This is a genomic window from Streptococcus sp. 9.1 (genome assembly GCF_016648815.1).
GTDB lineage: Bacteria > Bacillota > Bacilli > Lactobacillales > Streptococcaceae > Streptococcus > Streptococcus salivarius_E.
This window is the reverse complement of sequence record NZ_JACLQS010000002.1, coordinates 57,230-83,919: the sequence shown is the minus strand read 5'-3', so window position 1 is coordinate 83,919 and position 26,690 is coordinate 57,230. Positions and strand designations below refer to the sequence as shown.

Here is a 26,690-nt window from a genome sequence, read left to right as displayed (position 1 = left end):
AAGCAAAAAGATGCTATACTAGTATCAGAAAGAAGGTGACTCATGTATCAGGAACAACGATTAGAGAAAATATTAACACTTTTGGAGGAGCGCGGAAACCTATCTGTTAAGGAAATGGTTGACGCATTAGGTGTTTCCAAAGACACTGTCAGAAGAGATTTCGACTGCCTCAGCCAGAGGAATATGGCTCAGCGTACCCATGGTGGCATTCTCCCAGTAAAAAATACCACTGTTCTTGGCTTCCAGGAACGTCAGAAAGGACTCACTGAAGACAAGAAAAAAATGGCAGACCTAGCGCTTAGCTTGGTCAAGGACCAATCTCTACTCTTCTTCGATGTTTCAACCTTGATGCTTGAAGTCTCACAAAAATTGACTAAGAAGGTCATTGTCTACTCTCACTCTTTGGACAATGCCTTGGTCCTAAGCGGTAAAGAAGGCGTCGACTTTCATCTCTTGGGAGGAAGATTTTACAGCAAAAACCGCTTCTACTATTCGCTTCACGAAGCCCAGCTCTTGCAACATCTACAGTTTGACTTAGCCTTCTTCGGAGCGGCTAGTCTCAGTCAAGGAGTGGTCAGCTATGAAGATGAAGAGGACGTTGCTGTCAAACAACTAGCCATGCAAGCTGCTCGAACCAAGATACTTATTGCTGAATCTGATAAATATGAAAAACATTCCAAATATATCTTGGGCAAGATTGAAGACTTTGACTACTGGATTACAGATAAGGAACCAGATCCTGATTTGGTCGAGTCTCTTAAAGATAAAGTAACGATTTTATACGATGGAAAGGATAGCGATTATGAGTAATATTCGTTTGATTATCAGTGACATTGATGGTACTATTCTCACTAGTAACCACCAGGTGGATGAGCAACTGATTGAGGTAATGCCAGAGCTTGAAAAGGCAAATATTCCCTTTGTTTTAGCTTCTGCCCGTTCGCCACTGGGGATGCAACCAATTGCTCATAAACTAGGACTTCATGACAATCCTATCGCCTGCTACAACGGTGCCTTAGTACTTGAGGGTGATCGTACTATCATACAGCACCCTGTGGATAAAGCTGAGATTCAAGACCTTCTTAACTACTTATCCACAGATTATCCAAGTGTCTCTGTGAATATCTACTCTGGCAAGGACTGGATCACCAACGAACTAGACAAATGGTCTCAGTTAGAAGGAAGTATCACGGGTGAATCTCCTATCATTAAGGAACTGCAAGACACGGTCTCAGACTCAGAACCACCTATCCACAAGCTATTGTTGATTGATGAGGCTGAAGTTATCCAAGACCTCCACCAAAAACTCCTAAGCATGGATTTTCCACAGACAGCCTTCTACTTATCTAAAGATAACTACCTTGAAGTCACAGCCAAACATGTTTCTAAAGAACACGCTCTCCTTGAAGTTGCCAAATATTATGACCTTCCTCTTGAAGAAGTCATGACCATCGGAGATAACTTCAACGATAGTCCTATGCTAGCTCTAGCTGGCCTAGGAATTGCTATGGGCAATGCACCTGAAGGGGTTAAGGAAACAGCAAACTTAGTAACGGCTTCAAATGATGAGCATGGAGTCGCTCAAGCTATTAGAGAACATGTCCTAAACTAAGCTAATATCTAATGGTGGGAACAGCCTCTAATTGCCAACTCGAATTTTAGAACAAAAGGAAAGGTGCCCTAGAGGTGCCTTTCCTTTTTTAACGAAAAAAGCCTTCCTCTCTCGAAGAAGACCCAAATTTTCTAAAGATAAAGAAGGAGACCTACAAGAATCCCAATGGCATAGCCTGCCATAACATCACTAGGATAGTGAACACCACCTAGCACGCGCAAAAAAGCTAGAGCCCCCGCCAGAAAAAGCATAGCCCCACCTAGCCATGGGTTAAGCATCAGTGCCAACATAGCAATGACAGTCGCTGAGAAAACATGCCGACTGGGAAAGGACTTACCCAGACTGTCCTTCTTAATAAGGGGTTGAATAGCCCAGGTCTGGTATGGACGCGGTCGATTGTAGAGGCTACGACCAAGAGAAAGAAGGAAAAAGCCTCCCCCCATAATAAGCACCGTCGTAGAGAGAACAAACCAACCATTCCTTAGCCAAACCCAAATAAGAAATATAGGAAAAAGCAGGTAAAAAGTCCTAGTTATAAGCCTGTTCAACCCTTCTAAAACCTTAGCGTAAGAACGCAAAGGACCGCTAATCCTATCGTAAAATCGTTTGTAATTCATCATCATCCGTTAGAAAAAAAGGGAGTGACACAGAACTAAATTTCAAAAATCTAGCTTCTAGCCTCTCCCCTCAAGTTTAATGAGATAGTCTTCCAAGGTTGAAGTCTCTTAGCCAACCTCTTTTTGTCTATCTTAAAGTTCAGCGATTTGGTAAAGTTCAAGTTCAGCAGCTGTTTCTGAACCAAACATATTAATCATGATTTTAACCTTGTTGTTTTCAATTTCTACAACACGGCCTTCTTGACCCATAAAGGCACCATCGATGATTTGAACCACGTCACCAACCTTGATATTAGTATCAAAGACATCAACGGTTTGACCCATTGAAATCAAGATTTGACGGATTTCTTCTTCCAAAAGTGGTGTTGGTTTAGAACGGTTACCGTGAGAACCAACGAAACCAGTAACGTTCGGAGTATTACGGACAACGAACCAGGCTTCGTCTGTCATTACCATCTCAACAAGAACGTAACCAGGGAAGCGGTTTTCTTCTACTTCTTTAACTTTACCGTTTTTCTCAACATTGACCGTTTGAGTTGGGATTTCAACACGCAAGATATTTTCAAGCATGTTATAAGTTTGGGCACGTTGCAAAAGGTTTTCTTTAACTTTGTTTTCGTATCCTGAATAGGTTTGAAGGACGAACCAGCCCTTGTCGAATGAATCTAGCATTTTAGGATTCCTTTCTTTTTTCTAAATGACACTTAAACACCTTCGGCTAGCTATCCTCTAGCTTCGAGTGTTAAATGTCAATGAATGTCTATGGTTTAATTCAAAGCGTAATAAAAAAGCCTGGTGGCCCTCGTTCTCGCTTTTATCTGCATTTATTATAACAAAAAAGAGCAGGCATTCCCACTCTTTTTGTGTTTTCTTTAGAAAAAGTTAATCAGTGCTGACATAGCGCGACTCAACAATTCATCAAACGCATAGATGATGACAGTGAAGAACGCAGTATACTCAAGAACTGAAATAAAATCGTGCCAGCGTTGTTTACGGTCTGGCCAAGTCGTGTCTTTCAAGACTTTGAAAATACTTCCAGTTTGTCTCACGGTGTCTCCTATCTTGTTTCCTTATGCAAGGTGTATTTTTTACAATGTTTACAAAATTTGTTAACTTCTAGTCGTGTTGGTTTGGGAGTGCTACTCACATTAATTGAGTAGTTTCGGCTCCCACATTCAGCACACGCTAGGCTTGCTTTTTTCTGTGCCATAACGCCTCCGTTCTTTTTATCTTACCACTTTTAAATGCAATTGACAAGCTATCTGAATAGACCTGAGAAGGAGTCTGTAATCTTATCCCAAAGACTGCTTGCTTGATCTTTAACGTCATTCACAACGTCTGATGCCTTGTCTGTCCATGACTTGTTACTGCTATTGCGCGAGTCATTTGGATCTGCCGTATAGTCTAGTGTTTGACCATCAGCTGCATAGGCATTTTCAACGGTAAACTCAGTTCCTGGTGTATTTGGCAAAACATCCGCAGCGATGTAGCTGAAGATTGTCGAAGCTGTTCCCGAGCTAGCTCCTGTTAGGTAGTGACTCTCATCAGTCTTATCAAAACCAATCCAAGTCGTCATAACCACATCAGGAGTATAACCAATCACCCACTGGTCACTAGTCAAATCCTTGTTAAATTCAGCCTGAACAGTACCTGTCTTACCTGCCATCGTGTAACCTGTGTAGTTGGCATTCACAGCAGAACCATTTGAGAAGGTACCAAGCATCATGCTGGTCATCTGGTTAGCTACTGACTGGCTAATAACACGTTTAGACTTCTTACTATGGGTAGCAATAATGTCACCACTGGCATTTTCAATTTTAGTGATGAAATAAGCTGTGTTCATCTCACCACCATTAGCAAAGGTCGCATATGCCTGAGCCATTTGAAGAGGACTAGCTGTCACACCACCACCAAGTGAAATTCCCAGTTCTTCTGGAACATTGTCAAAGTTGAGACCGAATTTTTGACCGTAACTGATCCCTTTTTGAATACCGATTTGATTAAAGAGGTAAACTGCTGGGATATTGTAGGAGTTGGCCAAAGCTTGATACATGGGCACATCCTCTGTCTCAACACCACCGTAGTTGGTTGGAGTATAGCCATTATAGTCGATTGGTTTATTCGGAAGGTCCTTATTGATGCTCCATCCTGAAGCCAGAGCTGGGGCATAGACCACTAAAGGTTTGATAGTTGAACCAGGACTACGCTTCCCTTGAGTTGCATAGTTAAAGTTACGGAAGGTTGTATCACTGGTACCACCTACACGACCTACCAGACCGCGGACAGCTCCAGTTGTTGGATCAAGTGCCACACTAGCTGACTGAGCTGTACTACCATCACTTTCTGATGTAGGGAAGAGATAAGTATTTTCGTAGGTTTGCTGCATGTTAGCTTGTGAGTTGGCATCCATCTCTGTGTAGATCTTGTAGCCATTTTTAACGATTTCATCCTCACTCAAGCCATAAGTTTTCGTAGCTTCTTCAATGACGGCATCAAAGTAAGACGGATACTTGTAGTCATCGCCAGTCCCTTGATAGGTATCATCCAGACGACTAGCCATATCAACTCCAGCCGCACTGTCGGCATCTGCCTGACTCAACTTCTTGTCATCAACCATATTTGCGAGGACAGTGTTTCGACGGTTGGTCGCATTTTTGATATTATCGATTGGGTTGTAAATTTCAGGTCCCTTAAGCATACCCGCGAGGGTCGCTGCTTCATCAACGGTTAGATTGGCAGCACTTGTCCCGAAGTATTTTTGGCTAGCATCTTCAACACCCCAAACCCCATTGCCGAAGTAGGCATTATTGAGGTACATGGTAAGGATTTCTTGCTTGCTATATTTCTTGGTTAATTCCAAAGAGAGGAAGAATTCCTTGGCCTTACGAGTGACAGTCTGTTCTTGGGTCAAGAAGGCATTTTTAGCCAACTGCTGGGTAATGGTCGAACCACCACCAAAGTGTCCCATAGATACAATGGCCAAGAGGAATCGCTTGACGTTAACACCGCTATTTTCATAGAAGGTACGGTCCTCGGTTGCTATAACAGCGTTCTCTAGGCTATCACTAATGGCATCCAGCTCCACATAAGTCCCTTTTTGCCCTGACAAAGAACCAGCTTGATTGCCTTCTTTGTCATAGATAACCGTAGTTGCTTTCAAGGCATCTTGAAGATCTGAAACATTGGTCGTCTTGGCAATATAGAAAAGGTAGGAACCTACTGTCAGAACCAGCACTGCTACCATGATAAAGAGAATTTTACCAATATGATAACGACGCCAGAAACGGCGAATAGGATTTCTTGGCGAAAGTGTAAACTTGCTCAAGAACGCCTGAACCTTACCTAAAGGTTTGGTCGTATCAATAGGTTTCTTTTGCTTAGAACGTTGATAACGTGACGTCTCTTGACTTTCCTGAGACATATCTAGGTCTTCAACGGCTTGTTCAACCTCATCAGGTTTCTTAGCGAAGAGTCCCTTTATCTTATTTTGTAAATTCTTCGATTTTTCAGCAGGCTGGGAATCCTTACCCTTTCCGCTATTTTCTTCTTTAAAAAGTTTGTTTTTTAGATTATCAAAAAATGTCATAACCCTATTATACCAAGTTTTTACAGATTCTGTCCTCTTTTAAACGTTCATGATATAATGAAACCATGACTTTACACGTAGAAATTATCAACCCCTATCCTGCAACAACTGTCAAAGACTTGCTAGAAACCAAGCTCCTCATTCCTCGTAAGATTCGTCATTTCCTACGCACGAAAAAGCACGTCCTCATCAATGGAGAGACTATCAATTGGCAGAGTCCTGTTGAAAAAGGTGATAAGATTAGCCTGACCTTTGATACAGAGGACTACCCTGAAAAAATTATCCCTATGGGAAATGCCAGTCTGGTAGAGCCTCTCTATGAGGATCAGCATCTCATCGTGGTCAATAAGCCTGAAGGAATGAAGACGCATGGTAATGAACCCACAGAAATTGCTCTACTTAACCATGTTTCGGCCTATTGTGGGCAAACCTGTTACGTCGTTCATCGACTAGACATGGAAACTAGTGGGGCTGTACTCTTCGCAAAAAATCCGTTTATCCTGCCAATTCTCAATAGACTCTTGGAAGATAAGAAGATTCAGCGTCAATACTGGGCTTTGGCTGAAGGTAAATTTCAGACCAAGGAGACTGTGTACAAAGACAAGATTGGACGCGACCGCCATGACCGTAGAAAACGAGTGGTTGATCCTAGAAAAGGGCAGGTTGCCTATACAACCATCACGCGCCTCAAAGCCTTCAAAGGAGCTAGTCTGGTCAACTGTCAACTAAAAACCGGCCGGACCCACCAAATTCGTGTGCATCTGGCCCACCATGGGCATGCCATTCTAGGGGACCCTCTTTATAGCCACCGCCCCGCATCTCGACTTATGCTCCACGCTCACACCCTTAGTTTCACCCATCCCTTAACACTCGACAAAATCACTGTTAAGGCGAACTCAGACAGTTTTGAACAAGGGTTAAGAAATCACAAATAATAGAAGTAGGCTCATTCTCAAGCATAGTGCGAAAGGATTATCCTAATGATCCTCTAGTTATGACACAGTGGAAGCTTGCAAATAAGTTGCTTTTATTGACTTCAAAAGCCTTAACCGCCTTGAATCTCCCTTTACAATATGTTATCCTTTACATATCATTTAAAATTTGAGGGGTATTTAATTTATGAATCCAGTCGATCAATGGCTAGCAATTAACGCCAAGTATTTCCCAACAGAACAAGTTCAGTACATCCGCCAACGTCTTGAGGCACTTCCTGAACAACAACTTTCAATGCTTTACTCAATCAGCTTCCAAGATCCTACGATGATGCTTGTCATCTCACTTTTTGGTGGTTCTCTTGGAATCGACCGCTTTATTTTGGGACAAGTTGGTCTTGGTGTTGGTAAACTTTTGACATGTGGTGGATGTGGTATCTGGTCAATCGTTGACTGGTTCCTTATCATGGATGCTACTCGCCAATCAAACGCTCAAAAACTCTTTGCAGTTATTGGCTAATGAAAAACTATTTTACACGCTTGTGGGCCTACCACCAGCGTTTTTTTAGATTATATCTCTTAGTTTCAGTGGCAGTTTATGGAGTCTACCTTTTACATCTTCCAACACCACTCAGTTTAATCCTAAGACCATTTGGCCTTAAAGGTTGGAGCGCAGGCCTAACACGCGCTAGTGTTAGACTCTTACACCTAGATTGGCAAGGAGCCTGGGACTATAATCCACTGATATATCCTCTAGTGGTCTATATCCTAACCTATTTCTTTCTCTTTCCCATCTTCAGTGTAAAGAAGATTATAAGGAAATAAAGTAAAGACTCCCATTGCGGTCCCCTTACACTATTGATATAATTGTAATTGTCAACATTTTTATAATCAAGATCTCTGGAGGTTATACACATGAAGCAACAAGATTGGATCGATTTTTTCCAAGCAGTTAATGGTCGTAATCCAAGTATTCAAGAAATGGCTGAAGCAGCTCAGAAAGGCGAGTTTGTCCGAGAAACTCCCAAACAAACTGTCGAAGTAACAGAAACTGTCTCACAAAAAGAGACTGTAGAAACTAAGCAAGATTCAAAGGTTGTTGAACCAGTAGAATCTGCACCATCAACAGAGGTTGTAGAAACTGCCGAAAAAGATGTTGACAGCTATGATGTTGCTGAAGAGCCACTCACTAACTCTATGGTAGATGAAGAAGAGACTTTCCAAGCAACTAACCTAGCTCAAGAAAATCAATCAAAGACCTTCCAGGAACAAGTTAAACCTGTTGTAGAAACTGCCAGTCAGACTGTTAACCAATTTGCGAATCAAACTGGTGAAACTTTCCAACAAGCAAGCAAAAATCTAAATGAAACTTGGAAGAAACAAGACAAGAAAACCCAAACAAACCTCATCATGTTAGCCGTCGCTTCCATCCCAGCTATCCTCTGGGCTCTTGGAATGATACTCTTAGGAATTGCCAGTGATAATCTTAGTGCCGGATTGATCACGGCTCTTCTCTCCGTCATCATTAATTTCCCCTTGGTTGTACTTCTTATATTACCAGCTCTTCTAAATAAAACAGATAAAAAATGGCCAATCTTTATCCTATCCTTTCTTCTAGGCTGGACATTCATCGGTTGGATCATCCTTCTTGCTGTTTCTATCAATACGAATAAGGAAGCAGAGCGCATTAGACAGCAACAAATGATGATGCAGATGTCAGGTAAACAAGGAAGTTCTGACATGTTTAACCCTTTTCACTGATTAACAATAAATAATAAAAAGAAAACCCAGAAAAAGTTTCTCGACTTTTCCTAGGTTTTTCTTTTGCTTTTTTAAACTCTTAGTAACCCATCATTCCTGGATCCATAGCTGGTGCTGCTGGAGTTTCTGGTTCAGGTTTATTGGCAACGACTGCTTCAGTTGTCAAGATAAGACTAGCTACAGAAGCGGCATTTTGGAGAGCAGAACGTGTGACCTTAACTGGATCAATGATTCCTGCTTCGACCATATCTACCCATTCACCGTTAGCAGCGTTAAAGCCTGTACCAACTGGGCTGTTCTTCAATTTATCGATGATAACTGAACCTTCATAACCAGCGTTATAAGCAATTTGACGAACTGGTTCTTCCAAGGCACGGAGGACAATGTTACGTCCTGTAGCGTCGTCACCTTCAAGATCAAGTTCAGCAACCTTAGCAATGACGTTAACTAGGGCTGTACCCCCACCTGCTACGATACCTTCTTCAACAGCGGCACGAGTAGCGTTAAGGGCATCTTCGATACGGAGTTTCATTTCTTTAAGGGCTGTTTCAGTGGCCGCACCAACCTTAACAACTGCAACCCCACCTGACAATTTAGCCAAACGTTCTTGAAGTTTTTCACGGTCAAATTCAGATGTTGTTGTTTCCAATTGAGACTTGATGAGGTTAACACGGTTAGCAATCGCTTCTGTGCTTCCTGCACCTTCAACGATAACTGTGCTATCTTTATCCACAGTTACTTTCGAAGCTTGACCAAGTGCTGCCATAGTTGCATCCTTAAGTTCAAGACCAAGATCTTCAGTAATGACAGTTGCTCCTGTCAATACGGCAATGTCTTCCAACATCGCTTTACGACGGTCACCAAAGCCAGGTGCCTTAACAGCAACGACATTGAAAGTTCCACGAATCTTGTTAAGAACAAGTGTAGGAAGAGCTTCACCATCCACATCATCAGCAATAATCAAGAGTGGACGACTTGTCTTAAGCACTTCTTCCAAGAGTGGAAGGACATCTTGGATATTTGAAATTTTCTTGTCAGTCACAAGGATAAATGGATTATCAAGGTCAGCGACCATCTTTTCATTATCAGTAACCATGTACTGAGAAAGATAACCACGGTCAAACTGCATACCTTCAACCACTTCGAGTTCAGTCTCCATACCACGTGACTCTTCAATAGTGATAACACCGTCATTACCCACACGTTCCATAGCTTCTGAAATGTATTCACCAACTTTTTCAGAACGTGATGAAACCGCTGCGACTTGGGCAATAGCTTCTTTGTTAGCAACTGGTTGTGCAATGGCTTTAAGCTCTTCCACAGCTGTAGCTACAGCTGCTTCAATCCCACGACGGATACCGATTGGATTAGCACCAGCCGTTACATTTTTTAGTCCCTCACGAACAATAGCTTGTGTCAAAACAGTGGCTGTAGTTGTTCCGTCACCAGCAATATCATTAGTTTTTGAAGCCACTTCGCTGACGAGCTTGGCACCCATATTTTCAAAGTGATCTTCGAGTTCGATTTCTTTAGCAATTGTCACACCATCATTAGTGATAAGAGGTGAGCCAAAAGCTTTTTCCAAAACCACGTTACGACCTTTAGGACCAAGCGTTACCTTAACTGTATCAGCCAAAGTATCAACACCACGGACCATTGCTGCGCGTGCATCTGATGAAAATTTAATATCTTTTGCCATAGTTACTCCTTCTTTATCTTACTTTATATCTGATTAGCATAGACCTAAGCTAGGACTGCTAAAATATCTGCTTCACGGATAATTGAAACGGAATCATCTCCGTCTTTAACATTGACACCTGCACCATTTTCAACAAGAACTTTATCGCCTGCTGCAACACTAGGTGCAATCAATTCACCAGTAAGAGTACGGATTCCTTCACCTACTGCCAAAACCTCAGCAGTCTTTGTAGCTTCATGACTAGCTCCTGCCAATACAAAGCCACTAGCTGTTTTTTCTTCTGTTTCTTCAAAACGGACAACGATACGATCACCCAATGGTTTCAATGCCATACCAATTACCTCCAAATGTTATTTGTTATTAGTAACGTGTGAAACGTTATTTTTAGCACTCATAAACCACGAGTGCTAATCTATATATTTATTTTAGCACTTGGTCAAAAATAGTCAAGAAAAAACTACCCAAAATCTGAACTTTGGATAGTTTCTTTTTTTGTTTGTTAACCGAGCACCAAGGCATCATCATTGAGGACTTGTCCACTATTTTTGTGGAAGAGGTCCATAAGTTCTGCAACAGTGAGATTTTTCTTTTCTTCACCTCGCACATCGACGACGATTTTTCCATGATAGAGCATGACCAGACGGTTCCCATATTCGATAGCATGTTCCATATTATGGGTAATCATAAGGGTTGTCAATTCTTGTTCTTCAACGATCTTACGTGTCAAATTCATGACCATATCACTTGTCTTAGGATCTAGGGCTGCTGTATGTTCATCCAAAAGCAAGATTTTGGGACGCACCAAGGTTGCCATAGCAAGTGTCAAGGCCTGACGTTGTCCACCTGACAAGAAATTAGCATCAGTCTTCATACGATTCTCAAGACCAAGACCAAGATCTACCAAGGCTTCCTTGAAGACTTGACGTTCGCTTTCAGTGATAGACTTTTTAAAAAAGCTACGTTTCTTACCACGACGATAGGCAATCGCCATATTTTCTTCGATAGAAAGGTTTGTCGCTGTCCCCATTCGAGGATCTTGGAAAACACGGCTAATGTCTTTAGAGCGCTCATCTACAGATGCTTTCTTAATAGATTGCCCCTCCAACAAGATATCCCCCTCATCAATGCTAAGAACACCAGCAATTGAATTCATCAAGGTTGATTTACCAGCACCATTTCCCCCAATAACAGAGATAAAATCTCCCTGTTCAATGTCGAGATCCAAACCACGAAGGACGTGATTTTCATTGACCGTGCCTTTTTCAAAGGTTTTATGAATCTGTTGTAAACTAAGTAAAGCCATTACTTGTCACCTCCTGGAGTCAAGGATTTGTTAGGTCTGATTTTCAGTTTTTGTCGTACTTCTGGCACATAAAGGATGATAGCAAGCAAGATGGCTGAAGCCAATTTCAACATTTGAGCATCAACGTTCATGGCAAGGATAATAACCAAGACCAAACGGTAGAGAACAGCTCCTACGACAATTGACCAGAGGCGTTTGCCAAGTGGTAGATACTTGACGATAACCTCAGCCAAGATGATTGCAGCCAAGCCATTTACGATTGTACCAGTACCCATATTCATATCCGCATAGCCATTGTTTTGAGCTAGGAGGGCACCTGATAGGGCAATCAAACCATTGGAAATCATGTAGCCAAGAATCTTCATACGGTCAACCTTGATACCATTAGCTTCACCCATGGCAAGGTTATCACCTGTTGCACGAAGAGCAAGTCCAACCTGTGTATTAAGGAGAACAACCAACATAAGTACTACCAGACTAACAAAAATCAGTCCTAATAGAATCACACCATTCAGCTTAGATAGACCAAGATCCATCACCATAGTCACCAGCGTGTTGTGGCCTGAAAGAGAGACATTGGCACTGCCAAGAACCAAAAGGTTAACTGAATAGAGCCCTGTTAAGGTAATAATCCCCGTTAAGAGTGCTGGTATCTTCATTTTCGTATGCATAAAGCCAGACACAGCTCCAGCAAGCATACCAGCTACAAAACCACCTAGAGTCGCAAAGATTGGGTTGATCCCACGGATAATCATGATAGTTGTCGTAGCAGCACCAAGAGGGAAGGCCCCCTCAGCTGTCAAATCAGCAAGGTCCAAAATACGGAAGGTAATGAAGACCCCAATTGCCATAATAGCCCAGAGAAGCCCCTGAGAAATGGCTGTTAGCACCACATTTGAAAATCCTTTTTTAGAAGACTTATTGACCTTAAGCTTAATGACACCCTTATCTTTTTTAGCAATTGGTTTGTCATCTTGTGTTGATGCTTTAGATTCCTCGTCACTAATGCTAGAAACATCAATACCAAGTTCTTTAGCCATGTCATGGTTAACCACAACATTTAGGGTTTTAGGATACTCGGCATCGACATCCTTGACCTTCTCACCTCGGAGAACACGGCCTGCCAACTTACCTGTTTGACGTCCAAGCGCTTCATAGTTGGTTCCATAAGTGAATAGGACACCTTTTTCTACACTACCAGCGTCACTACCAACAACTGGAACCTTAGTCTCTTTAGAAAGATCTACCAAGGTATTAATAGCACTAACAATAGTATTATCAGTTGGGATGAAAATCACTTCGGTTTGACTCATCAAGCTCTTGGCTGTGTCTTGGATATCATTGGTTGATGAAATTCCTTTGATAACCGTTTCAATACCAGCTTCCTTGAAGTATTTCTTGGCTTCTTCAACCTGAACTTCTGAGTTACGCTCGCTGGTCGTGTACATAATCCCAACTTTTTTAGTGTTTGGAAGGACCTTTTTCAACAACTCGACTTGTTTGTTGATTGGTGACATGTCGCTTGTCCCTGTCACATTTCCTCCAACATTGTCCATAGACTTAACCAATTTAGCTGAAACTGGATCTGTAACAGCTGTAAAGAGAATTGGCTTGTCCTTTGTCAAACTACTCAAAGACTGGGCTGCTGGGGTTGCGATAGCTAACATGACATCATTATCTTCAATAAGCGACTGAGAAATTGTCTGCAAGTTAGACTGATCTCCTTGTGCATTCTGATAATCGATTTTGATGTTCTTACCGTCGACGTAACCTTCCTCTTTGAGTTCTTCAATGAACCCTTTACGTGTCGCTGACAAGGAAGGATGTTCCACATATTGGAGCACACCGACGTGAACCAAATCTTTATTAGAAGCATTGGAACATGCTACCAAGAGGACAGCTGTAATAACAGCCATCATACTGACCAAGAATTTCTTCATCTTGTATACCTCTATTTTTTATTCTATCTATTTCCAATTTTCTTTCATCTTTTTTCCGAGACGATAGAGTCAAAAGCAAGCAAATTAGACCTTACATCGCTTCATCAGATCCTAAAGTCCGTCGTCCAAAGACCATCACCTTTTGACCTTATAAAAAGTCGGCTAGAATTCACCATTTTTTAGACATCTAAAGGTCAAAAGAAAACTAAAAATAGACCACGGTATGAAAAAACCAGTTAGGACAGGCCCAACTGGTTTTCTGCATCTTGACTAGCATAGGCTAGCTTATGTCACCGGTTAGACCTATTCATCTAATCGGCTAATCCATCACAAAATGCTTTAGCTTCATAGATACAAACTGACTGACGCTTGTATCCTGAAACACAAACGTCCTATCTAAAGAAACTAAAGTAATAAAAAGCTTTAAGATTTCCCAAATGGGTCGCTTTATTAAGCATGTGATGCCTCCGTAGTTATGATAGTCTTAAGTTTACACTATTTAGATAATTCTGTCAAATTGGAATTTACTCTCTTTTCTCTCAATTTATCACTATCACTGCAAAAGAAAAATCTCTTCCTGCTCCAGCAAGAAAAGATTTTTTAATCTTAAGCATCTTGGTCTGTTGTTAAGATAGCAAGTGTTTCAATCAAGTTATCGGCATTAACTTCAATAGTATCACCAGTTGCCTTGATTTTAACTTCGACAACACCTTCGCTAGCTTTTTTACCAACTGTCACACGGATTGGAAGTCCAATGAGGTCACTATCAGAGAATTTAGAACCGACACGCTCATTACGATCATCTGTCAAGACATCATAACCTTCAGCCATAAGAGCTGCTTCCAAACGTTCTGTCAAAGCATTGGCTTCTTCATCCTTAGTGTTAACTGTGATCAAGTGAACATCATATGGAGCCAATTCTTTAGGGAAGTTAATTCCCCATGCATAGCGGTATTGACCTTTTGGTGTCTTGTTAACAAAGAGACGTGCATGTTGTTCAATCACAGCTGACAAGATACGGCTAACACCGATACCGTAACATCCCATGATAATTGGAACAGCACGGCCATTTTCATCAAGAACGTTAGCACCCATACTTTCAGAGTAACGTGTCCCAAGTTTAAAGATATGACCAATCTCGATACCACGCGCAAACTGAAGGACACCTTGACCGTCTGGAGAAATCTCACCCTCTTTAACTTCACGAATATCCACGTATTCTGCCTTGAAGTCACGCTCTGGGTTAACTCCTGTCAAGTGGTAACCATCTTCGTTAGCTCCAACAACCGCATTAGCCACATCTTGAACCTTACGGTCCGCAACGATGCGAACATTTTCAGGAAGGTTAACTGGACCAAGAGAACCGAAGTTAGCGCCAAAGACTTGACGTGCTTCATCTTCCGTAGCTGGTTCGAGGAAATCAGCAGCAAGGTAGTTTTTCAACTTCACATCGTTAACCTGATCATTACCGACGAGAAGAGCCACTACTGGTTCATCATCAGCGATGAAAAGTAAAGTCTTGATGGTTTGTTCTTCTGGAACATTCAAGAAAGCAGCAACTTCATCAATTGACTTGCAATCTGGTGTTTCAACACGAGCCACTTCTTCTTGAGTCACAACCTTAGTCGCTGGTGTGTAGGCGTTTGTTGCCATCTCAAGGTTAGCTGCATAGCTTGACTCTGTAGAGTAGGCAATTGTATCTTCACCAGATACCAACCATGATGTCAATTCTTTCTTGATTTCTTCCATGACATCTTCTGGAATCTCATCCAATGAAGCAATTGACTTATCAAGAACTACCCAACGGTTGAGATCTGTACGCTCAGGAGTGACCGCCATAAATTCTTGAGAATCCTTACCACCCATGGCACCACCATCACCGATGATTCCCTTAAATTCAAGGCCAGCACGTGTAAAGATAGCCTCGTAAGCTTTACGGTAGTCTTCATAGGTTACATCCAAATCTTCATAGTTTTGGTGGAAACTATAAGCATCCTTCATGATAAATTCACGTGTACGAAGAAGACCGTTACGAGGACGTTTTTCATCACGGTATTTTGATTGGATTTGGTAGAGGTTAAGTGGCAATTGTTTGTATGATTTAACCGCATCACGAACCAAGGCTGTAAACGTTTCTTCGTGAGTTGGACCAAGGATAAAGTCAGATTTATCACGGTTTTTCAATTTATAGAGGTCTTCACCGTAAGTTTCATAACGGCCTGACTCACGCCACAAATCTGCTGTCAAAAGCGCTGGCGCCAACATTTCAACCGCACCGATTTTTTCAAACTCCTCACGCATGATGGTTTTGAATTTCTCGATAGCACGATTTGCCAATGGCATATAAGCATAAATACCAGCAGAAACCTGACGCACGTAACCCGCACGTACCATAAGGGCATGACTGATAACTTGAGCATCACTTGGCATTTCACGAAGTGTTGGAATCAACATTTTACTTTGTTTCATCATTTACATACTAAGGAGGCTGGCCCTTGGGTCAAGTCCCTTAGACTTCCTTTCGTTTCTTTGTTTCTAATTAAAAGAAAGCACGCATAATATCATTCCAAGTGACTGCAATCATAAGAACAACCATGATAGCAACACCTGCAAGTGTAATATAGCTTTCAATTTCTTGATTAAGTGGTTTACGACGAATGGCTTCAATAATATTCATAACAATTTTTCCACCGTCAAGGGCTGGAATTGGGATAAGATTGAAAATTCCCAAGTTAATTGAGAGCATCCCCATAAGGTTAAGAATGGAAATCAAGCCACTTTCTGAAGCCTGGGCAGACATTTGGAACATGGCAACTGGTCCACCAAGTTTATTCAAACTAAAGTTGGTGATAAGCCCCTTGAGTGCCACGAGAATTTTGAAGGCCCCTTCCCAAGCCATTTGAAAACCACCAAAAATCTTATCTTTTAGACCTGTTTTTAAGGCAGGAGAAACACCCAAAAAGTAGCTACCTTGACTCTCCTTAGGTTTAACAGAGACAGTTTCTTCCTGACCGTTACTTCTCTTAACCGTCACAGAAAGGCTGTCACCTTTGGAGATTTTTTGAGTATTCTCTGTCAATGCTTCCTTCAAGCTGTCCCAATCAGTAACCTTGTCCTTATTGATGGCCTCGATGGCATCACCATTTTTCAAGCCTGCTACCTGAGCAGCACCACCATCAGCCACCTGAATACGGTTGGTTGATGTGTCTTGAACACCACCTTGAACAAAGGCTAAGATAATAAAGACAAGCACCCCAAGAATGAAGTTATTCATAGGTCCAGCAAAGTTGGTAATTAAGCGTCCCCAAATGCTAGCATTTTGATATTGGACATCCTTAGGAGCGATACGAAGTTCTGTACCATCCTCCTCAACGATAGTGGCATCATGGTCAACCTCATAGGTCTTGGTCTCATCTAGGACTAGACCTGTAATGGTTAACTTATCTTCCAAATCATAGGCAGTGACGTTCATAGGTAAAGCCGTCTGGTCAACCTGACGATCCGAAAGGTTGATACGTCTTACCTTACCATCTAATCCAATCGTTAGACTAGCAGGACTACCTGTTTTAATCTCAGTTGTATCTTCACCCCAACCAGCCATACGGACATAACCACCCAAAGGGAGGATACGGATAGTATAAACGGTACCATCCTTACCAGTGTGTGCAAAAATTTTCGGTCCCATACCAATGGCAAATTCACGAACCAAAATTCCTGAACGTTTGGCGAAAAAGAAATGACCAAACTCATGGAAAACGACAATCACACAGAAAATCAGTAAAAAGGTAATAATAGCTTTCATCTAGACACCCCCACTCTTAAAAAAGTCCTAGGAAGTGCATGATTGGGAAAACGAAAATCCAGCTGTCACAACGGTCCAAAATACCACCATGCCCAGGAATGAGATTGCCTGAGTCTTTAACGCCAAAGTGACGTTTAATAGCTGATTCAACCAAATCACCAAATTGACCAAAAATACTAAAGAGAATCGTACAGATAAGCAACCAGAAGAAGTTATGAGGGGCATAAACTCCGTGGTTAATCAACCCAAAGATAAGAGCCACAATGATTGCTGATAAGATACCACCGACACTACCTTCAATAGTCTTATTTGGTGATACTTTTGGCAATAATTTATTCTGACCAAATTGACGACCAAAGAGGTAAGCCCCAATATCCGTTGCCCAAACAATAAAAAGGGCAAAGAGAACCTTTTCCCAACTATCCAAACGTGCTGCAATGAGATTTTGTAAACCAAAACCAACATAAAAGGCAGATGCGATTGGATAAGCTGCATCATCAAAAGAATAGTGGTCGCTATTAAGGACAGTCCCTGCTAGAATCAAAAATGAAATAACAGCGAAACCTGTCACACTAGCATTTGTTGGAAGACTGATAAAATACCGATCAATCGGCACAGCCAAGATAAAGGCTGCCACCATTGATAAAATACCCTCGATAGAGAAAATCTCCAAGTGCTTCATGCGAAGCATCTCAGACACCGCAACCATGGCCATAGCCCCAACTAAAAGTTGGAAAGGAAGACCGCCGATAAAGAGCAATGGGAGGAAAATGGCTGCTGCCACACCCCCACCAATTAAACGTTCTTGCATGAGAGGTCCTTTCTAGACACCACCGAAGCGACGGTGACGTTTATTGTAGTCAGAGATGGCTTGACGTAGCCCCTGCTGGTCAAAGTCTGGCCAGAAAACATCTGTAAAGTAAAACTCACTATAGGCAGATTGCCAAGGCAAGAAATTACTAAGACGAAGCTCGCCACTCGTACGGATAATTAAATCTGGATCACGATAGAGGTAAGGCAATTTATCTGTCATCAAATGCTTAGCAATGAGATCTTCATCAATAGCTTCAGGACTGAGTTTTCCTGCTTCAACCTCTTTAGCAATCGCTTGAACAGCAGATACAATCTCCGCACGACCACCATAGTTCAGTGCAAAATTAAGAACCAAACCGGAATTATGTTTCGTCTGCTCAACTGCCTTTTCAAGAGCATCTAAAGTCTCCTTAGGCAAACGACTGTTATCTCCGATTGTCAAAATACGAACATTGTTTTTGTCTAATTCTGGTACATACTTGTTAAAAAATTCAACTGGCAAATTCATGATGAATTTCACTTCATCTTGTGGGCGTGACCAGTTTTCAGTTGAGAAGGCATAAACTGTCAATACCTTAACTCCAAGTTGTGATGCTTCGATAGTTACCTTTTGCAAGGCGTCCATCCCAGCCTTATGCCCCATCACACGTGGTTGTAGACGCTTTTTAGCCCAACGGCCATTTCCATCCATAATAATACCAATATGGTTGGGAATATTGTCTAGAACCTCTTGATGAGATTTTTTTCTAAATTTAAACATGGAATATCCTCTAAATATAGTTTACCCTTTATTTTACCACATTTTCAGGGGTTCTGAACAGCTTTTAATACCGATAAGATTAGAAAACGCAAAAAGACCAGGATTTAACCTAGTCTCAAATACACATCTTACTTTTCATCAGAAGACTCAATTGCTGAATCTTCTTCGATAATTGTCTTTTTAGTTGTTTCTGCTGTTTCTGTAGTTGGTGCTGGTGTGATCACTTTCATGATTGAACGACTCAAATCAAAAGTCAAGAAAACACCTTCTGCATCCAAAACGATACGGTTATTCTCTTTGTCAATCTCATCAACAATAGCAATCAAACCACCGATTGTTTCAACTTCAGCACCCTTAGCAAGGCCTGCAAAACGGTCTTCCTGTGCCTTTGCTTGGCGACGACGGCTGAAAGCCACATAAGCAACAATAGCGACCACATAAATGGCCAAAACTAGCATCATATTCATATTTCGTATTCCTCCAATAATTCACTTGGCTACTACTATATCAGATTAAGTCAGGACAAGCAAGACAAATCCTTAGACAGACCACACAAAAACACTTTCCATCGTGAGGAAAGTGTTGAATGAGATTACATATCTGCTACGTTGTGGTAAACCTTTTGAACATCATCGTCTGCTTCAAGCGCATCAATAAGTCCTTCGAAAACTTCAAGGTCTTCACCTTCAAGAGTAACCTCAGTTTGTGGAATCATTTCAAGTTCAGTCACTTGGAACTCTTCTTGTCCGTTAGCACGGAGAGCTTCCAACGCTTTATGAAGATCTGTTGGCTCAGTATAAACAGTGATAGTACCATCTTCTGCTTCTACATCTTCAACTTCTACATCAGCTTCAAGCAATTGTTCAAAGATTGCGTCTGCATCTTCACCTGCAAAAACGATAACACCTTTTTTATCAAACATGTATGAAACAGAACCTGATGCACCCATGTTACCACCGTTTTTACCAAAGGCAGTACGTACATTAGCAGCTGTACGGTTAACGTTTGAAGTCAAAGTATCTACGATAATCATAGAACCATTTGGTCCAAAACCTTCATAACGTCCTTCAACGAAAGTTTCATCAGTGTTACCTTTAGCCTTATCAATGGCCTTATCAATAACGTGTTTTGGCACTTGCGCTTGTTTAGCACGCTCCAAAACAAATTTCAAAGCTGAGTTTGATTCTGGATCTGGTTCACCTTGTTTAGCAGCCACATAAATTTCGACACCAAACTTAGCGTAAACCTTAGAGTTTGCACCATCTTTTGCAGTTTTCTTAGCAACGATATTAGCCCATTTACGTCCCATGGGATTCACCTCTTCTAAGAGATTTGTATCTCTGATTTGTTTTTTCTTTTTTGAAAATAGCAAAGCTTGCTAAATCACAATCTCTTACATTATAGCACTTTGACTGCCGTTAGTAAAATTGAAATAAATCCTAAGCATTTATCATATGAAACATTTACTCAGTCCCCTCTCCCAAACGAATAATCTTATCAAAATATGGTTCATTTTCCTTTATAAGATGGTGGGTAACCGTGATATAAGTGATATTAGGATCACTTAATAAAAGGTGCTCAATACGAGTAGCGTTATTATGGTCAAGATTTGCGGTAGCTTCATCAAAAATCACAACAGAACATCCTTTTAAAAATGCTCGTATCAGGCCTATTCTTTGTTTTTGACCTTCCGAAAAGCTACCGTCACTTACTTGCTCATCAATACGACTTAAGAAAGATAAAAGATTAACTCTTTCAAGAACTTCCTTGATGTGCGTATCAGTAATAGCTTCATTCCAAAGGGTTAGATTGTTCCTCAAGGTATCATTATAGATATGAGTTTGACTCCCAACATAGGCACATTCAGACACGATTGAGTTCTCATCAATCTCTTTTGACTCCAATTTTCCAAACAAGATTTTTCCCTCGTAATCTTTAAGATTGCCTAGGAATATATTAAGCAGGGTTGACTTCCCACTACCTGAGCATCCAGTAATAGCGTACTTTCCTCCCTCTTTAAAGGTTTGAGTGAATCCCTTAATAATAGCATTTTCTCCAAAATGATAACTTACATTCTCAAAACGAACATCCTGAATAGTCGCTATGCAAGTCTTTGGTTCCTCTGGAAAATCGTGAAATTTTCTTAAGATAGGATCGACAGACTTAATGGTCACTTGCAGCTGATTAATAGTGGATAGAGAGTTAAAAATATTACCTGATATCTGTCCTACCGAGGCAATGGTTCCAACAGTAATATTTCCAAAAATAATTAACAAACCAGTTAGAAGAAGTATCAACATCTGGGCGATAACTGAAAATAAAGCCATCAGCGTCTCAGTGCTAGTCTTTCTTTTTGTAAAAATAATTTTTTGTACAATATATTTCTCAACAATGGACCTCACTTGTCTAAGAAATATCTGTTTACGACTGGCGTAATAAACATCCGCATATCCATACAACTGATCGCTTACTCCAGAAACAAGCTCTTCATTCGCTTGGGAAAATTTCTCCATTGATTTCTGCATTTTATTGGTAAATGGTTTGGGAAGATAGGTCAGACACAAAGTTAAAAAAATGGCTAACAGAACAATTCTTACATCATAACTTAATAAGGCAATAATTGAAAACAAAGTAGTGAATACTGTTGAACAAAGGGTATAAATACTTGTAAAGCCATTTGATTCAATCAATTGGATATCATTATTTAATACAGAGAGATGCTCTCCAATATCACTCTTTCTGAATTCACTAAAAGAATGGTGAATAATTTTACTAAGATAAGACTGACGAATAGACAAAGTCATTTTCTGAATTAGTTTTGTTTGATTTACAGCAATAATATAATTTAAAACTAAATAAATAATGTAAAGCCCTATCTCTAAACCTAATAAAGCTAAAAAGGATTGGATTCGCTTCGATACCAGCTGATTAGTCATTAAAGCCAAGGTTACCGAAGCACTCACGAAAATAGCAGCATTCAACGCTAACAGTAAGATATGAACTAAATTTTCATATTTGTATTTAAGAATATAGGTTCTCATAGATTTCCTCACAATCTAAATCACCTTGGTATTTAGTCAGTTGGATAAATTGAAGACATTGGAACTCCATATATCCATTAAAAATTAAAAACCATAGTGATATTGTACTATGGTCTTAGTTTATTCTATTTTTCAACTCACTCTATAAAATTGTCATATAGTGGAATTTAGCAACTCTTGATACTCTGATTCCTTAGTAAGCAATAAATTTTCCGCACCTAAAGTCCTAAGAGTTTCTAAACACCCCTCAATTAGATTTCTCCCTTCAGTGACTTCACCTGACTTTATCAAGTAGATTCCCATTACAAATATCAACTCATGTCTTTCATATAAGAGGACCTCAGGAATTCCACTATCATTGACTAAATCTAAGTAGTATTTCGCAGAATCTAATTCATCACGTCGTAAAAACTCATAAGCTGCATTAATAAGAAGACTAAGTCGAATTCTTTGATTTGAGTCGCTCTTTCCAAAAAGGCTAGTTCTATACACAATCTCCTTGGTCAAAACATTAAGTGTCTGGGTGGAAATAAACGACATACTATTTCCTAATATGATTAACTCTCTTTTTCCCCATTGTTCAATGCTAAAAAGATAGTCTGTTAATTCCCTTACCTTATTTTCATCAACTTCTTTATTTGAAACACTTACCAAAAAAGATTCTAGCATAATACTGTTATAGAGAAATGATTTGTCTTGTGTGAGCTCAAATTTATGACGCTCTTCTTCAGCGTACTTCTGTAACAATAAACTATCGTTTTGATAATAAGCCTTACTAGCACTTTCTAATAACTTTTCAGTATGAGTCGGATTATCTTGAGATAAAATACCATAGAACTCTTCAATACTGACATCCAATTTATCTAACAAAAGAAAAAATCTAGATAATGAGATATCAGATTCTCCACGTTCAAATTTTGATAAGAAAGATACTGATAAATAATCACTAGCAAGTTCTTTCAATGTCAAATTCTTTGATAAACGAATTTTTTTCAACAAAGCACCCATTTCCACAGGTCCAATCATGATTCATCCTCCTATGCTTGAACTAATTATAGCAACAATCATCCCTAAATTAAAGAGCCACAAAACCCAACTAGCCCGTCCGAAACGTTTAGAATAAAAGTTCGTAAATTAAGCTACAAGAAATCATTAATGGAGAGTTTTAGCCTACAAATGGTTAAAAAAAGACCAGCCAAAGCTGATCTTATCTGATTACGGCTCTATAATTTCTGTAGTGGGTAAAACCACTATAGAGATTATAGAGCTTTTTGAGTATACACAAAAAGTCCCATAAGAACTATAATGAAAAGCGACGAAACTACCATTAGGAAGAACTTATGAGACCTATTAAGAATACCACAGAATTAATCGGAATTAAAGACCCTAACATCATTATTTCTCTTGTTTTTGAAACTGATACTCATATCGAAATTCATGCAAAACTGGATTACCCTGCACCACCATGCCCACATTGCCAAGGAAAGATGATTAAATATGACTTTCAAAGACCTTCTAAAATCCCTCTTCTAGAGCAAGCTGGAACTCCGACACTACTACGTCTGAAGAAACGTCGCTTCCAGTGTAAAAGTTGTAGGCGAGTCACGGTCGCTGAGACATCAATCGTTGAGAAAAATCACCAAATCTCAAACCTTGTCCGACAAAAGGTTGCTCAACTTCTAACTGAAAAGCTATCATTAACGGATATTGCCAGAAGACTTCGTGTATCGACATCCACTGTCTATCGTAAACTTGACCAGTTTACTTTCAAGGAGCATTATGACAAACTCCCAGCTGTTATGTCCTGGGATGAGCTTGGGTTCAAGAAAGGTGAACTCGCTTTTGTGGCGCAAGACTATGAGACCAACAAACTCATAACTATCCTCGATAATCGCCGTCAAACCACTATTCGAAACTACTTTTTGAAGTATCCGTTGAAAGCTCGCCAAAAGGTACAGTTTATCACGATAGATATGTCAGGAACTTATATGCCACTAGCTCGAAGACTTTTCCCTAACGCCAAAATTGTTCTTGATCGATTTCACATTATCCAGTACCTTGGACGTGCCTTTTTAAAGACAAGAATTGCGATTATGAACCAGTTCGATAAGAAGTCACTACCTTATCGAGCCTTGAAAAATCACTGGCGACTTTTTCAAAAGGACAGTCGTAAGCTATCTTGTAACTCATTTCACTCGAAGACATTTTGTCAAACCTTAAGCCCACATGAAGTCATTGAGAAGACATTGGTCTTTTCAGAAGAGCTCACCGACTACTATACTCTTTATCAGCTTTTGCTTTTTCACTTTCAGGAGAAGAGAGTAGATGAGTTCTTTGAGCTGATAGAGGAAAATAGAAGCAAGGTCAATCACTATTTTCAAACGGTCTTTAGGACTTTTCTTAGACACAAGCAATACATCCAAAATGCACTAGAAACAGACTATTCAAACGCAAAACTGGAAGCTACTAACAAGTTGATTAAAGACATCAAACGGTTGGGCTTCGGTTTTAGAAACTTCATCAACTTTAAGAAACGTATCTTCATCACTCTAAACATAAAAAAAGAGAAGACCTATCTGGTCCTCTCTAGATGTTAGCTTTTCGCCACCCACTACAGTTGACAAACATACTAAGATGAGTAGTGAGAAAATCTCCAACCAGAGAGTACTCACTACTTTTTCGTTAGGTTAAAGTAGTGGGGTCTTGTAAAATTGTAGTATAGCGCTATACGTCACTTGACAAGCTGGCAAGAAACCTTGATCAAAAATACCAGGAAAGGTATTTTTTAGCATGCCTTTTTATGGCTCAAAAATTGTTAAAACTAAGACAATAAACTCAGAATAGTACTGTCTTATCTCATTTTTAACTTAAAGCTTTGATAGACTTGATAAATGATAAAAAAGAGCTAATAAAATTTAGAATGCGGAAACTAACTTACTCAACTGTTACTGCTTTTGCAAGGTTTCGTGGTTTATCCACGTCAAGACCCCGTTGTAGAGAAGCATAGTAAGCAATCAACTGAGTTGGAATAACCATTGAGATCGGTGATAAGAATGGATGTACTTGATTGACAATAATATCATCATCAGCTTTAGCTAATTTTTCCTCAACGACTGTTAAAACATTAGCTCCACGAGCAGCAACTTCCTGAATATTACCACGAGTATGAGCAGCCACAACTTCACTTGCAGAAATTAATCCTAAAACTGGAGTACCATCTTCAATCAATGAAATTGTACCGTGTTTCAACTCACCCGCAGCAAAGCCTTCACATTGAATATAAGAGATTTCTTTCAACTTCAATGATGCTTCCATAGCTACATAATAATCATTTCCTCGACCAATGTAGAAAGCATTACGAGTTGTAGCCAACAAGTTCTCAACTTTCTCAGAAATCATATCTTTTTCAGAGAGAGTCGCTTCAATTGACTGAGCAACAATTGATAACTCATGCACTAAATCAAACTCAAGTGCTTCTTTCTTGCCATTTGCTTCACCAACAGCTTTCGCAAGGAAAGCTAGAGCCGCAATCTGAGCAGTATAAGCTTTTGTAGAAGCTACAGCAATTTCAGGCCCTGCATGTAAAAGCATCGTATATGTTGCTTCACGAGAAAGCGTAGAACCAGGTACATTGGTAACAGTCAAACTAGGGATTCCCATTTCGTTAGCTTTCACCAAAACTTGACGGCTATCTGCTGTTTCACCTGATTGACTAAGCAAAACAAACATTGGTTTTTTGCTCAAAAGTGGAATGTTGTAACCCCACTCAGATGCAACACCTATTTCAACTGGTGTATCTGTCAATTTTTCAAACATAGCTTTTGACGCAAAACCAGCATTATATGAAGTCCCAGCTGCTAAGATGTAAATACGATCTGCTTCTTGTACTGACTTGACAATAGCTGGATCAACAGTGATATTTCCTTCATCATCTGCATAGGTAGAAATCAATTTACGCATTACAGTAGGTTGCTCATCAATTTCTTTCAACATATAGTAAGGATAAGTTCCTTTACCAATATCAGAAAGATCAAGTTCAGCTGTATAAGTACCGCGTTCAATAGCATTTCCTTCATAATCGGTAACTGTGATAGCATCTTTGGTCAGAACAACCAACTCTTTATCGTGAATTTCCATAAATTGACTAGTTTCACGAATCATAGCCATGGCATCTGAACAAACCATGTTGTAACCTTCACCAACACCAATCAAAAGTGGAGATTTGTTTTTGGCAACATAAATCGTATCTGGTGCTTGAGAGTCAACAAGAGCAAACGCATATGACCCTTGGATAATATGAAGAGATTTTTTTAAGGCTTCAAGAACTGATAATCCATCTTCGTCAACGAATTTACCAATCAAGTGAACTGCAATCTCAGTATCTGTCTGACCTTTAAATTTGTGTCCTTGCAAGTATTCTTCTTTAATTTGGAGATAGTTTTCAATAACTCCGTTATGAACTAAAACGAAGCGCCCTGTTTCCGAAGTATGTGGGTGAGCATTATCCTCAGTTGCTTGACCATGTGTTGCCCAACGCGTGTGACCAATACCAGTTGATCCCTTAACATCGGAGCTAATTTTAGCACGAAGATCTGCAATACGACCAACTGATTTAACTAGACAACCTTTATCTGGGGCATCAGTCACATAAATACCTGCTGAGTCATAACCGCGATACTCTAACTTTTCGAGACCCTGTATTAAGATATCCACTGCATTACTATTTCCAACAACTCCAACAATTCCACACATTAATTATTACCTGTAGCAACTTTTAAATTACTATCCCTTTCCTACAAATTGGTATAGTTCAATATCCTATTA

The 26,690-nt window shown here is 40.2% G+C and carries 24 protein-coding genes and 1 pseudogene; 7 read left to right on the top strand and 18 right to left on the bottom strand.

Going from position 1 to position 26,690, the window contains the following annotated elements; all coding sequences use genetic code 11:
• Window positions 1-42: 42 nt before the first annotated feature.
• On the top strand, window positions 43-810 hold the full coding sequence (locus H7T93_RS02580) for a DeoR/GlpR family DNA-binding transcription regulator (protein ID WP_201041617.1): 768 nt from the start codon (window positions 43-45) through the stop codon (window positions 808-810).
• On the top strand, window positions 803-1,612 hold the full coding sequence (locus H7T93_RS02575; protein WP_201041437.1) for a Cof-type HAD-IIB family hydrolase: 810 nt from the start codon (window positions 803-805) through the stop codon (window positions 1,610-1,612). Before H7T93_RS02580 ends, H7T93_RS02575 begins: the two co-directional genes overlap by 8 nt.
• A gap of 131 nt (window positions 1,613-1,743) precedes the next feature.
• Here the strand turns inward: H7T93_RS02575 and H7T93_RS02570 are convergent, their stop codons facing one another.
• From H7T93_RS02570 to pbp2a, 5 genes are all read right to left on the bottom strand, one after another.
• The gene (locus tag H7T93_RS02570; RefSeq protein WP_048673942.1) at window positions 1,744-2,232 is read right to left on the bottom strand and encodes a phosphatase PAP2 family protein; all 489 of its coding nucleotides are present in this window, start codon (window positions 2,230-2,232) and stop codon (window positions 1,744-1,746) included.
• A gap of 129 nt (window positions 2,233-2,361) precedes the next feature.
• Window positions 2,362-2,901 (bottom strand): transcription termination/antitermination protein NusG, encoded by a 540-nt coding sequence (gene nusG / locus H7T93_RS02565; protein WP_002883644.1) that lies wholly within the window; start codon window positions 2,899-2,901, stop codon window positions 2,362-2,364.
• A 200-nt stretch (window positions 2,902-3,101) separates the two neighbouring features.
• Window positions 3,102-3,278: a preprotein translocase subunit SecE gene (secE, locus tag H7T93_RS02560; protein WP_002883656.1), complete on the bottom strand. Its 177-nt coding sequence runs from the start codon at window positions 3,276-3,278 to the stop codon at window positions 3,102-3,104.
• 8 nt (window positions 3,279-3,286) lie between these two features.
• On the bottom strand, window positions 3,287-3,439 hold the full coding sequence (gene rpmG / locus H7T93_RS02555; protein ID WP_002886472.1) for a 50S ribosomal protein L33: 153 nt from the start codon (window positions 3,437-3,439) through the stop codon (window positions 3,287-3,289).
• 48 nt (window positions 3,440-3,487) lie between these two features.
• Window positions 3,488-5,815, bottom strand: coding sequence for a penicillin-binding protein PBP2A (gene pbp2a / locus H7T93_RS02550; RefSeq protein WP_037600184.1), 2,328 nt, complete (start codon window positions 5,813-5,815; stop codon window positions 3,488-3,490).
• A 65-nt stretch (window positions 5,816-5,880) separates the two neighbouring features.
• Between pbp2a and H7T93_RS02545 the strand changes: the two genes are divergently transcribed.
• The 4 genes from H7T93_RS02545 (at window position 5,881) to H7T93_RS02530 (ending at window position 8,508) form a co-directional block, all read left to right on the top strand.
• Window positions 5,881-6,750 (top strand): RluA family pseudouridine synthase, encoded by an 870-nt coding sequence (locus H7T93_RS02545; protein WP_129852186.1) that lies wholly within the window; start codon window positions 5,881-5,883, stop codon window positions 6,748-6,750.
• A 184-nt stretch (window positions 6,751-6,934) separates the two neighbouring features.
• Entirely contained in the window at window positions 6,935-7,267 is a 333-nt protein-coding gene (locus H7T93_RS02540) for a TM2 domain-containing protein (RefSeq protein WP_002889819.1), read from the top strand.
• Window positions 7,267-7,572 (top strand): DUF2752 domain-containing protein, encoded by a 306-nt coding sequence (locus tag H7T93_RS02535; protein ID WP_072903624.1) that lies wholly within the window; start codon window positions 7,267-7,269, stop codon window positions 7,570-7,572. Before H7T93_RS02540 ends, H7T93_RS02535 begins: the two co-directional genes overlap by 1 nt.
• A 90-nt stretch (window positions 7,573-7,662) precedes the next feature.
• Window positions 7,663-8,508 (top strand): superinfection immunity protein, encoded by an 846-nt coding sequence (locus tag H7T93_RS02530; protein ID WP_195917916.1) that lies wholly within the window; start codon window positions 7,663-7,665, stop codon window positions 8,506-8,508.
• Window positions 8,509-8,587: 79 nt separating this feature from the next.
• Here H7T93_RS02530 and groL read toward each other — a convergent pair whose 3' ends face one another.
• The 12 genes from groL to H7T93_RS02470 form a co-directional block, all read right to left on the bottom strand.
• Window positions 8,588-10,207: a chaperonin GroEL gene (gene groL, locus H7T93_RS02525; protein WP_002883626.1), complete on the bottom strand. Its 1,620-nt coding sequence runs from the start codon at window positions 10,205-10,207 to the stop codon at window positions 8,588-8,590.
• A gap of 44 nt (window positions 10,208-10,251) precedes the next feature.
• Window positions 10,252-10,539 (bottom strand): co-chaperone GroES, encoded by a 288-nt coding sequence (gene groES, locus H7T93_RS02520; RefSeq protein WP_002883604.1) that lies wholly within the window; start codon window positions 10,537-10,539, stop codon window positions 10,252-10,254.
• 167 nt (window positions 10,540-10,706) lie between these two features.
• Complete coding sequence (locus H7T93_RS02515) at window positions 10,707-11,510, bottom strand: ABC transporter ATP-binding protein (RefSeq protein ID WP_002883592.1); 804 nt, start codon at window positions 11,508-11,510, stop codon at window positions 10,707-10,709.
• On the bottom strand, window positions 11,510-13,450 hold the full coding sequence (locus H7T93_RS02510; RefSeq protein WP_002883690.1) for an ABC transporter substrate binding protein: 1,941 nt from the start codon (window positions 13,448-13,450) through the stop codon (window positions 11,510-11,512). Before H7T93_RS02510 ends, H7T93_RS02515 begins: the two co-directional genes overlap by 1 nt.
• A gap of 606 nt (window positions 13,451-14,056) precedes the next feature.
• The gene (locus H7T93_RS02505; RefSeq protein WP_134954484.1) at window positions 14,057-15,919 is read right to left on the bottom strand and encodes a proline--tRNA ligase; all 1,863 of its coding nucleotides are present in this window, start codon (window positions 15,917-15,919) and stop codon (window positions 14,057-14,059) included.
• A 70-nt stretch (window positions 15,920-15,989) separates the two neighbouring features.
• Window positions 15,990-17,252 carry a M50 family metallopeptidase gene (locus H7T93_RS02500; protein WP_201041616.1) on the bottom strand — a complete coding sequence of 421 codons (1,263 nt, stop codon included), beginning with the start codon at window positions 17,250-17,252 and terminating at the stop codon, window positions 15,990-15,992.
• A gap of 16 nt (window positions 17,253-17,268) precedes the next feature.
• Entirely contained in the window at window positions 17,269-18,063 is a 795-nt protein-coding gene (locus H7T93_RS02495) for a phosphatidate cytidylyltransferase (protein ID WP_037598929.1), read from the bottom strand.
• A 12-nt stretch (window positions 18,064-18,075) separates the two neighbouring features.
• Window positions 18,076-18,825: an isoprenyl transferase gene (locus H7T93_RS02490; protein WP_002886457.1), complete on the bottom strand. Its 750-nt coding sequence runs from the start codon at window positions 18,823-18,825 to the stop codon at window positions 18,076-18,078.
• 128 nt (window positions 18,826-18,953) lie between these two features.
• Window positions 18,954-19,292 (bottom strand): preprotein translocase subunit YajC, encoded by a 339-nt coding sequence (locus H7T93_RS02485; RefSeq protein ID WP_013989990.1) that lies wholly within the window; start codon window positions 19,290-19,292, stop codon window positions 18,954-18,956.
• Window positions 19,293-19,417: 125 nt separating this feature from the next.
• Window positions 19,418-20,134: a YebC/PmpR family DNA-binding transcriptional regulator gene (locus H7T93_RS02480; protein ID WP_002883635.1), complete on the bottom strand. Its 717-nt coding sequence runs from the start codon at window positions 20,132-20,134 to the stop codon at window positions 19,418-19,420.
• Window positions 20,135-20,288: 154 nt separating this feature from the next.
• Window positions 20,289-21,866, bottom strand: a complete 1,578-nt coding sequence (locus H7T93_RS02475) for an ATP-binding cassette domain-containing protein (protein WP_201041615.1) — start codon at window positions 21,864-21,866, stop codon at window positions 20,289-20,291.
• Between the two features lie 153 nt (window positions 21,867-22,019).
• Window positions 22,020-22,892: a helix-turn-helix domain-containing protein gene (locus H7T93_RS02470; protein WP_073685734.1), complete on the bottom strand. Its 873-nt coding sequence runs from the start codon at window positions 22,890-22,892 to the stop codon at window positions 22,020-22,022.
• 314 nt (window positions 22,893-23,206) lie between these two features.
• Between H7T93_RS02470 and H7T93_RS02465 the strand changes: the two are divergent.
• Window positions 23,207-24,456 (top strand): annotated as a pseudogene (locus H7T93_RS02465) (ISL3 family transposase).
• A 344-nt stretch (window positions 24,457-24,800) separates the two neighbouring features.
• On the opposite strand, the gene glmS reads toward H7T93_RS02465, so the two are convergent.
• On the bottom strand, window positions 24,801-26,618 hold the full coding sequence (gene glmS, locus H7T93_RS02460; protein WP_022496548.1) for a glutamine--fructose-6-phosphate transaminase (isomerizing): 1,818 nt from the start codon (window positions 26,616-26,618) through the stop codon (window positions 24,801-24,803).
• Window positions 26,619-26,690 lie beyond the last annotated feature (72 nt).

Coding starts and splice junctions, on each gene's coding strand:
- H7T93_RS02475 (WP_201041615.1), bottom strand. CDS start 21,866: ATGAGAACCTATATTCTTAAATACAAATATGAAAATTTAGTTCATATC.
- H7T93_RS02480 (WP_002883635.1), bottom strand. CDS start 20,134: ATGGGACGTAAATGGGCTAATATCGTTGCTAAGAAAACTGCAAAAGAT.
- H7T93_RS02535 (WP_072903624.1), top strand. CDS start 7,267: ATGAAAAACTATTTTACACGCTTGTGGGCCTACCACCAGCGTTTTTTT.
- H7T93_RS02515 (WP_002883592.1), bottom strand. CDS start 11,510: ATGGCTTTACTTAGTTTACAACAGATTCATAAAACCTTTGAAAAAGGC.
- rpmG (WP_002886472.1), bottom strand. CDS start 3,439: ATGGCACAGAAAAAAGCAAGCCTAGCGTGTGCTGAATGTGGGAGCCGA.
- nusG (WP_002883644.1), bottom strand. CDS start 2,901: ATGCTAGATTCATTCGACAAGGGCTGGTTCGTCCTTCAAACCTATTCA.
- H7T93_RS02545 (WP_129852186.1), top strand. CDS start 5,881: ATGACTTTACACGTAGAAATTATCAACCCCTATCCTGCAACAACTGTC.
- H7T93_RS02485 (WP_013989990.1), bottom strand. CDS start 19,292: ATGAATATGATGCTAGTTTTGGCCATTTATGTGGTCGCTATTGTTGCT.
- H7T93_RS02510 (WP_002883690.1), bottom strand. CDS start 13,450: ATGAAGAAATTCTTGGTCAGTATGATGGCTGTTATTACAGCTGTCCTC.
- H7T93_RS02580 (WP_201041617.1), top strand. CDS start 43: ATGTATCAGGAACAACGATTAGAGAAAATATTAACACTTTTGGAGGAG.
- H7T93_RS02570 (WP_048673942.1), bottom strand. CDS start 2,232: ATGATGAATTACAAACGATTTTACGATAGGATTAGCGGTCCTTTGCGT.
- H7T93_RS02490 (WP_002886457.1), bottom strand. CDS start 18,825: ATGTTTAAATTTAGAAAAAAATCTCATCAAGAGGTTCTAGACAATATT.
- H7T93_RS02470 (WP_073685734.1), bottom strand. CDS start 22,892: ATGATTGGACCTGTGGAAATGGGTGCTTTGTTGAAAAAAATTCGTTTA.
- groL (WP_002883626.1), bottom strand. CDS start 10,207: ATGGCAAAAGATATTAAATTTTCATCAGATGCACGCGCAGCAATGGTC.
- H7T93_RS02505 (WP_134954484.1), bottom strand. CDS start 15,919: ATGAAACAAAGTAAAATGTTGATTCCAACACTTCGTGAAATGCCAAGT.
- H7T93_RS02575 (WP_201041437.1), top strand. CDS start 803: ATGAGTAATATTCGTTTGATTATCAGTGACATTGATGGTACTATTCTC.
- H7T93_RS02530 (WP_195917916.1), top strand. CDS start 7,663: ATGAAGCAACAAGATTGGATCGATTTTTTCCAAGCAGTTAATGGTCGT.
- pbp2a (WP_037600184.1), bottom strand. CDS start 5,815: ATGACATTTTTTGATAATCTAAAAAACAAACTTTTTAAAGAAGAAAAT.
- H7T93_RS02500 (WP_201041616.1), bottom strand. CDS start 17,252: ATGAAAGCTATTATTACCTTTTTACTGATTTTCTGTGTGATTGTCGTT.
- groES (WP_002883604.1), bottom strand. CDS start 10,539: ATGGCATTGAAACCATTGGGTGATCGTATCGTTGTCCGTTTTGAAGAA.
- glmS (WP_022496548.1), bottom strand. CDS start 26,618: ATGTGTGGAATTGTTGGAGTTGTTGGAAATAGTAATGCAGTGGATATC.
- H7T93_RS02495 (WP_037598929.1), bottom strand. CDS start 18,063: ATGCAAGAACGTTTAATTGGTGGGGGTGTGGCAGCAGCCATTTTCCTC.
- H7T93_RS02540 (WP_002889819.1), top strand. CDS start 6,935: ATGAATCCAGTCGATCAATGGCTAGCAATTAACGCCAAGTATTTCCCA.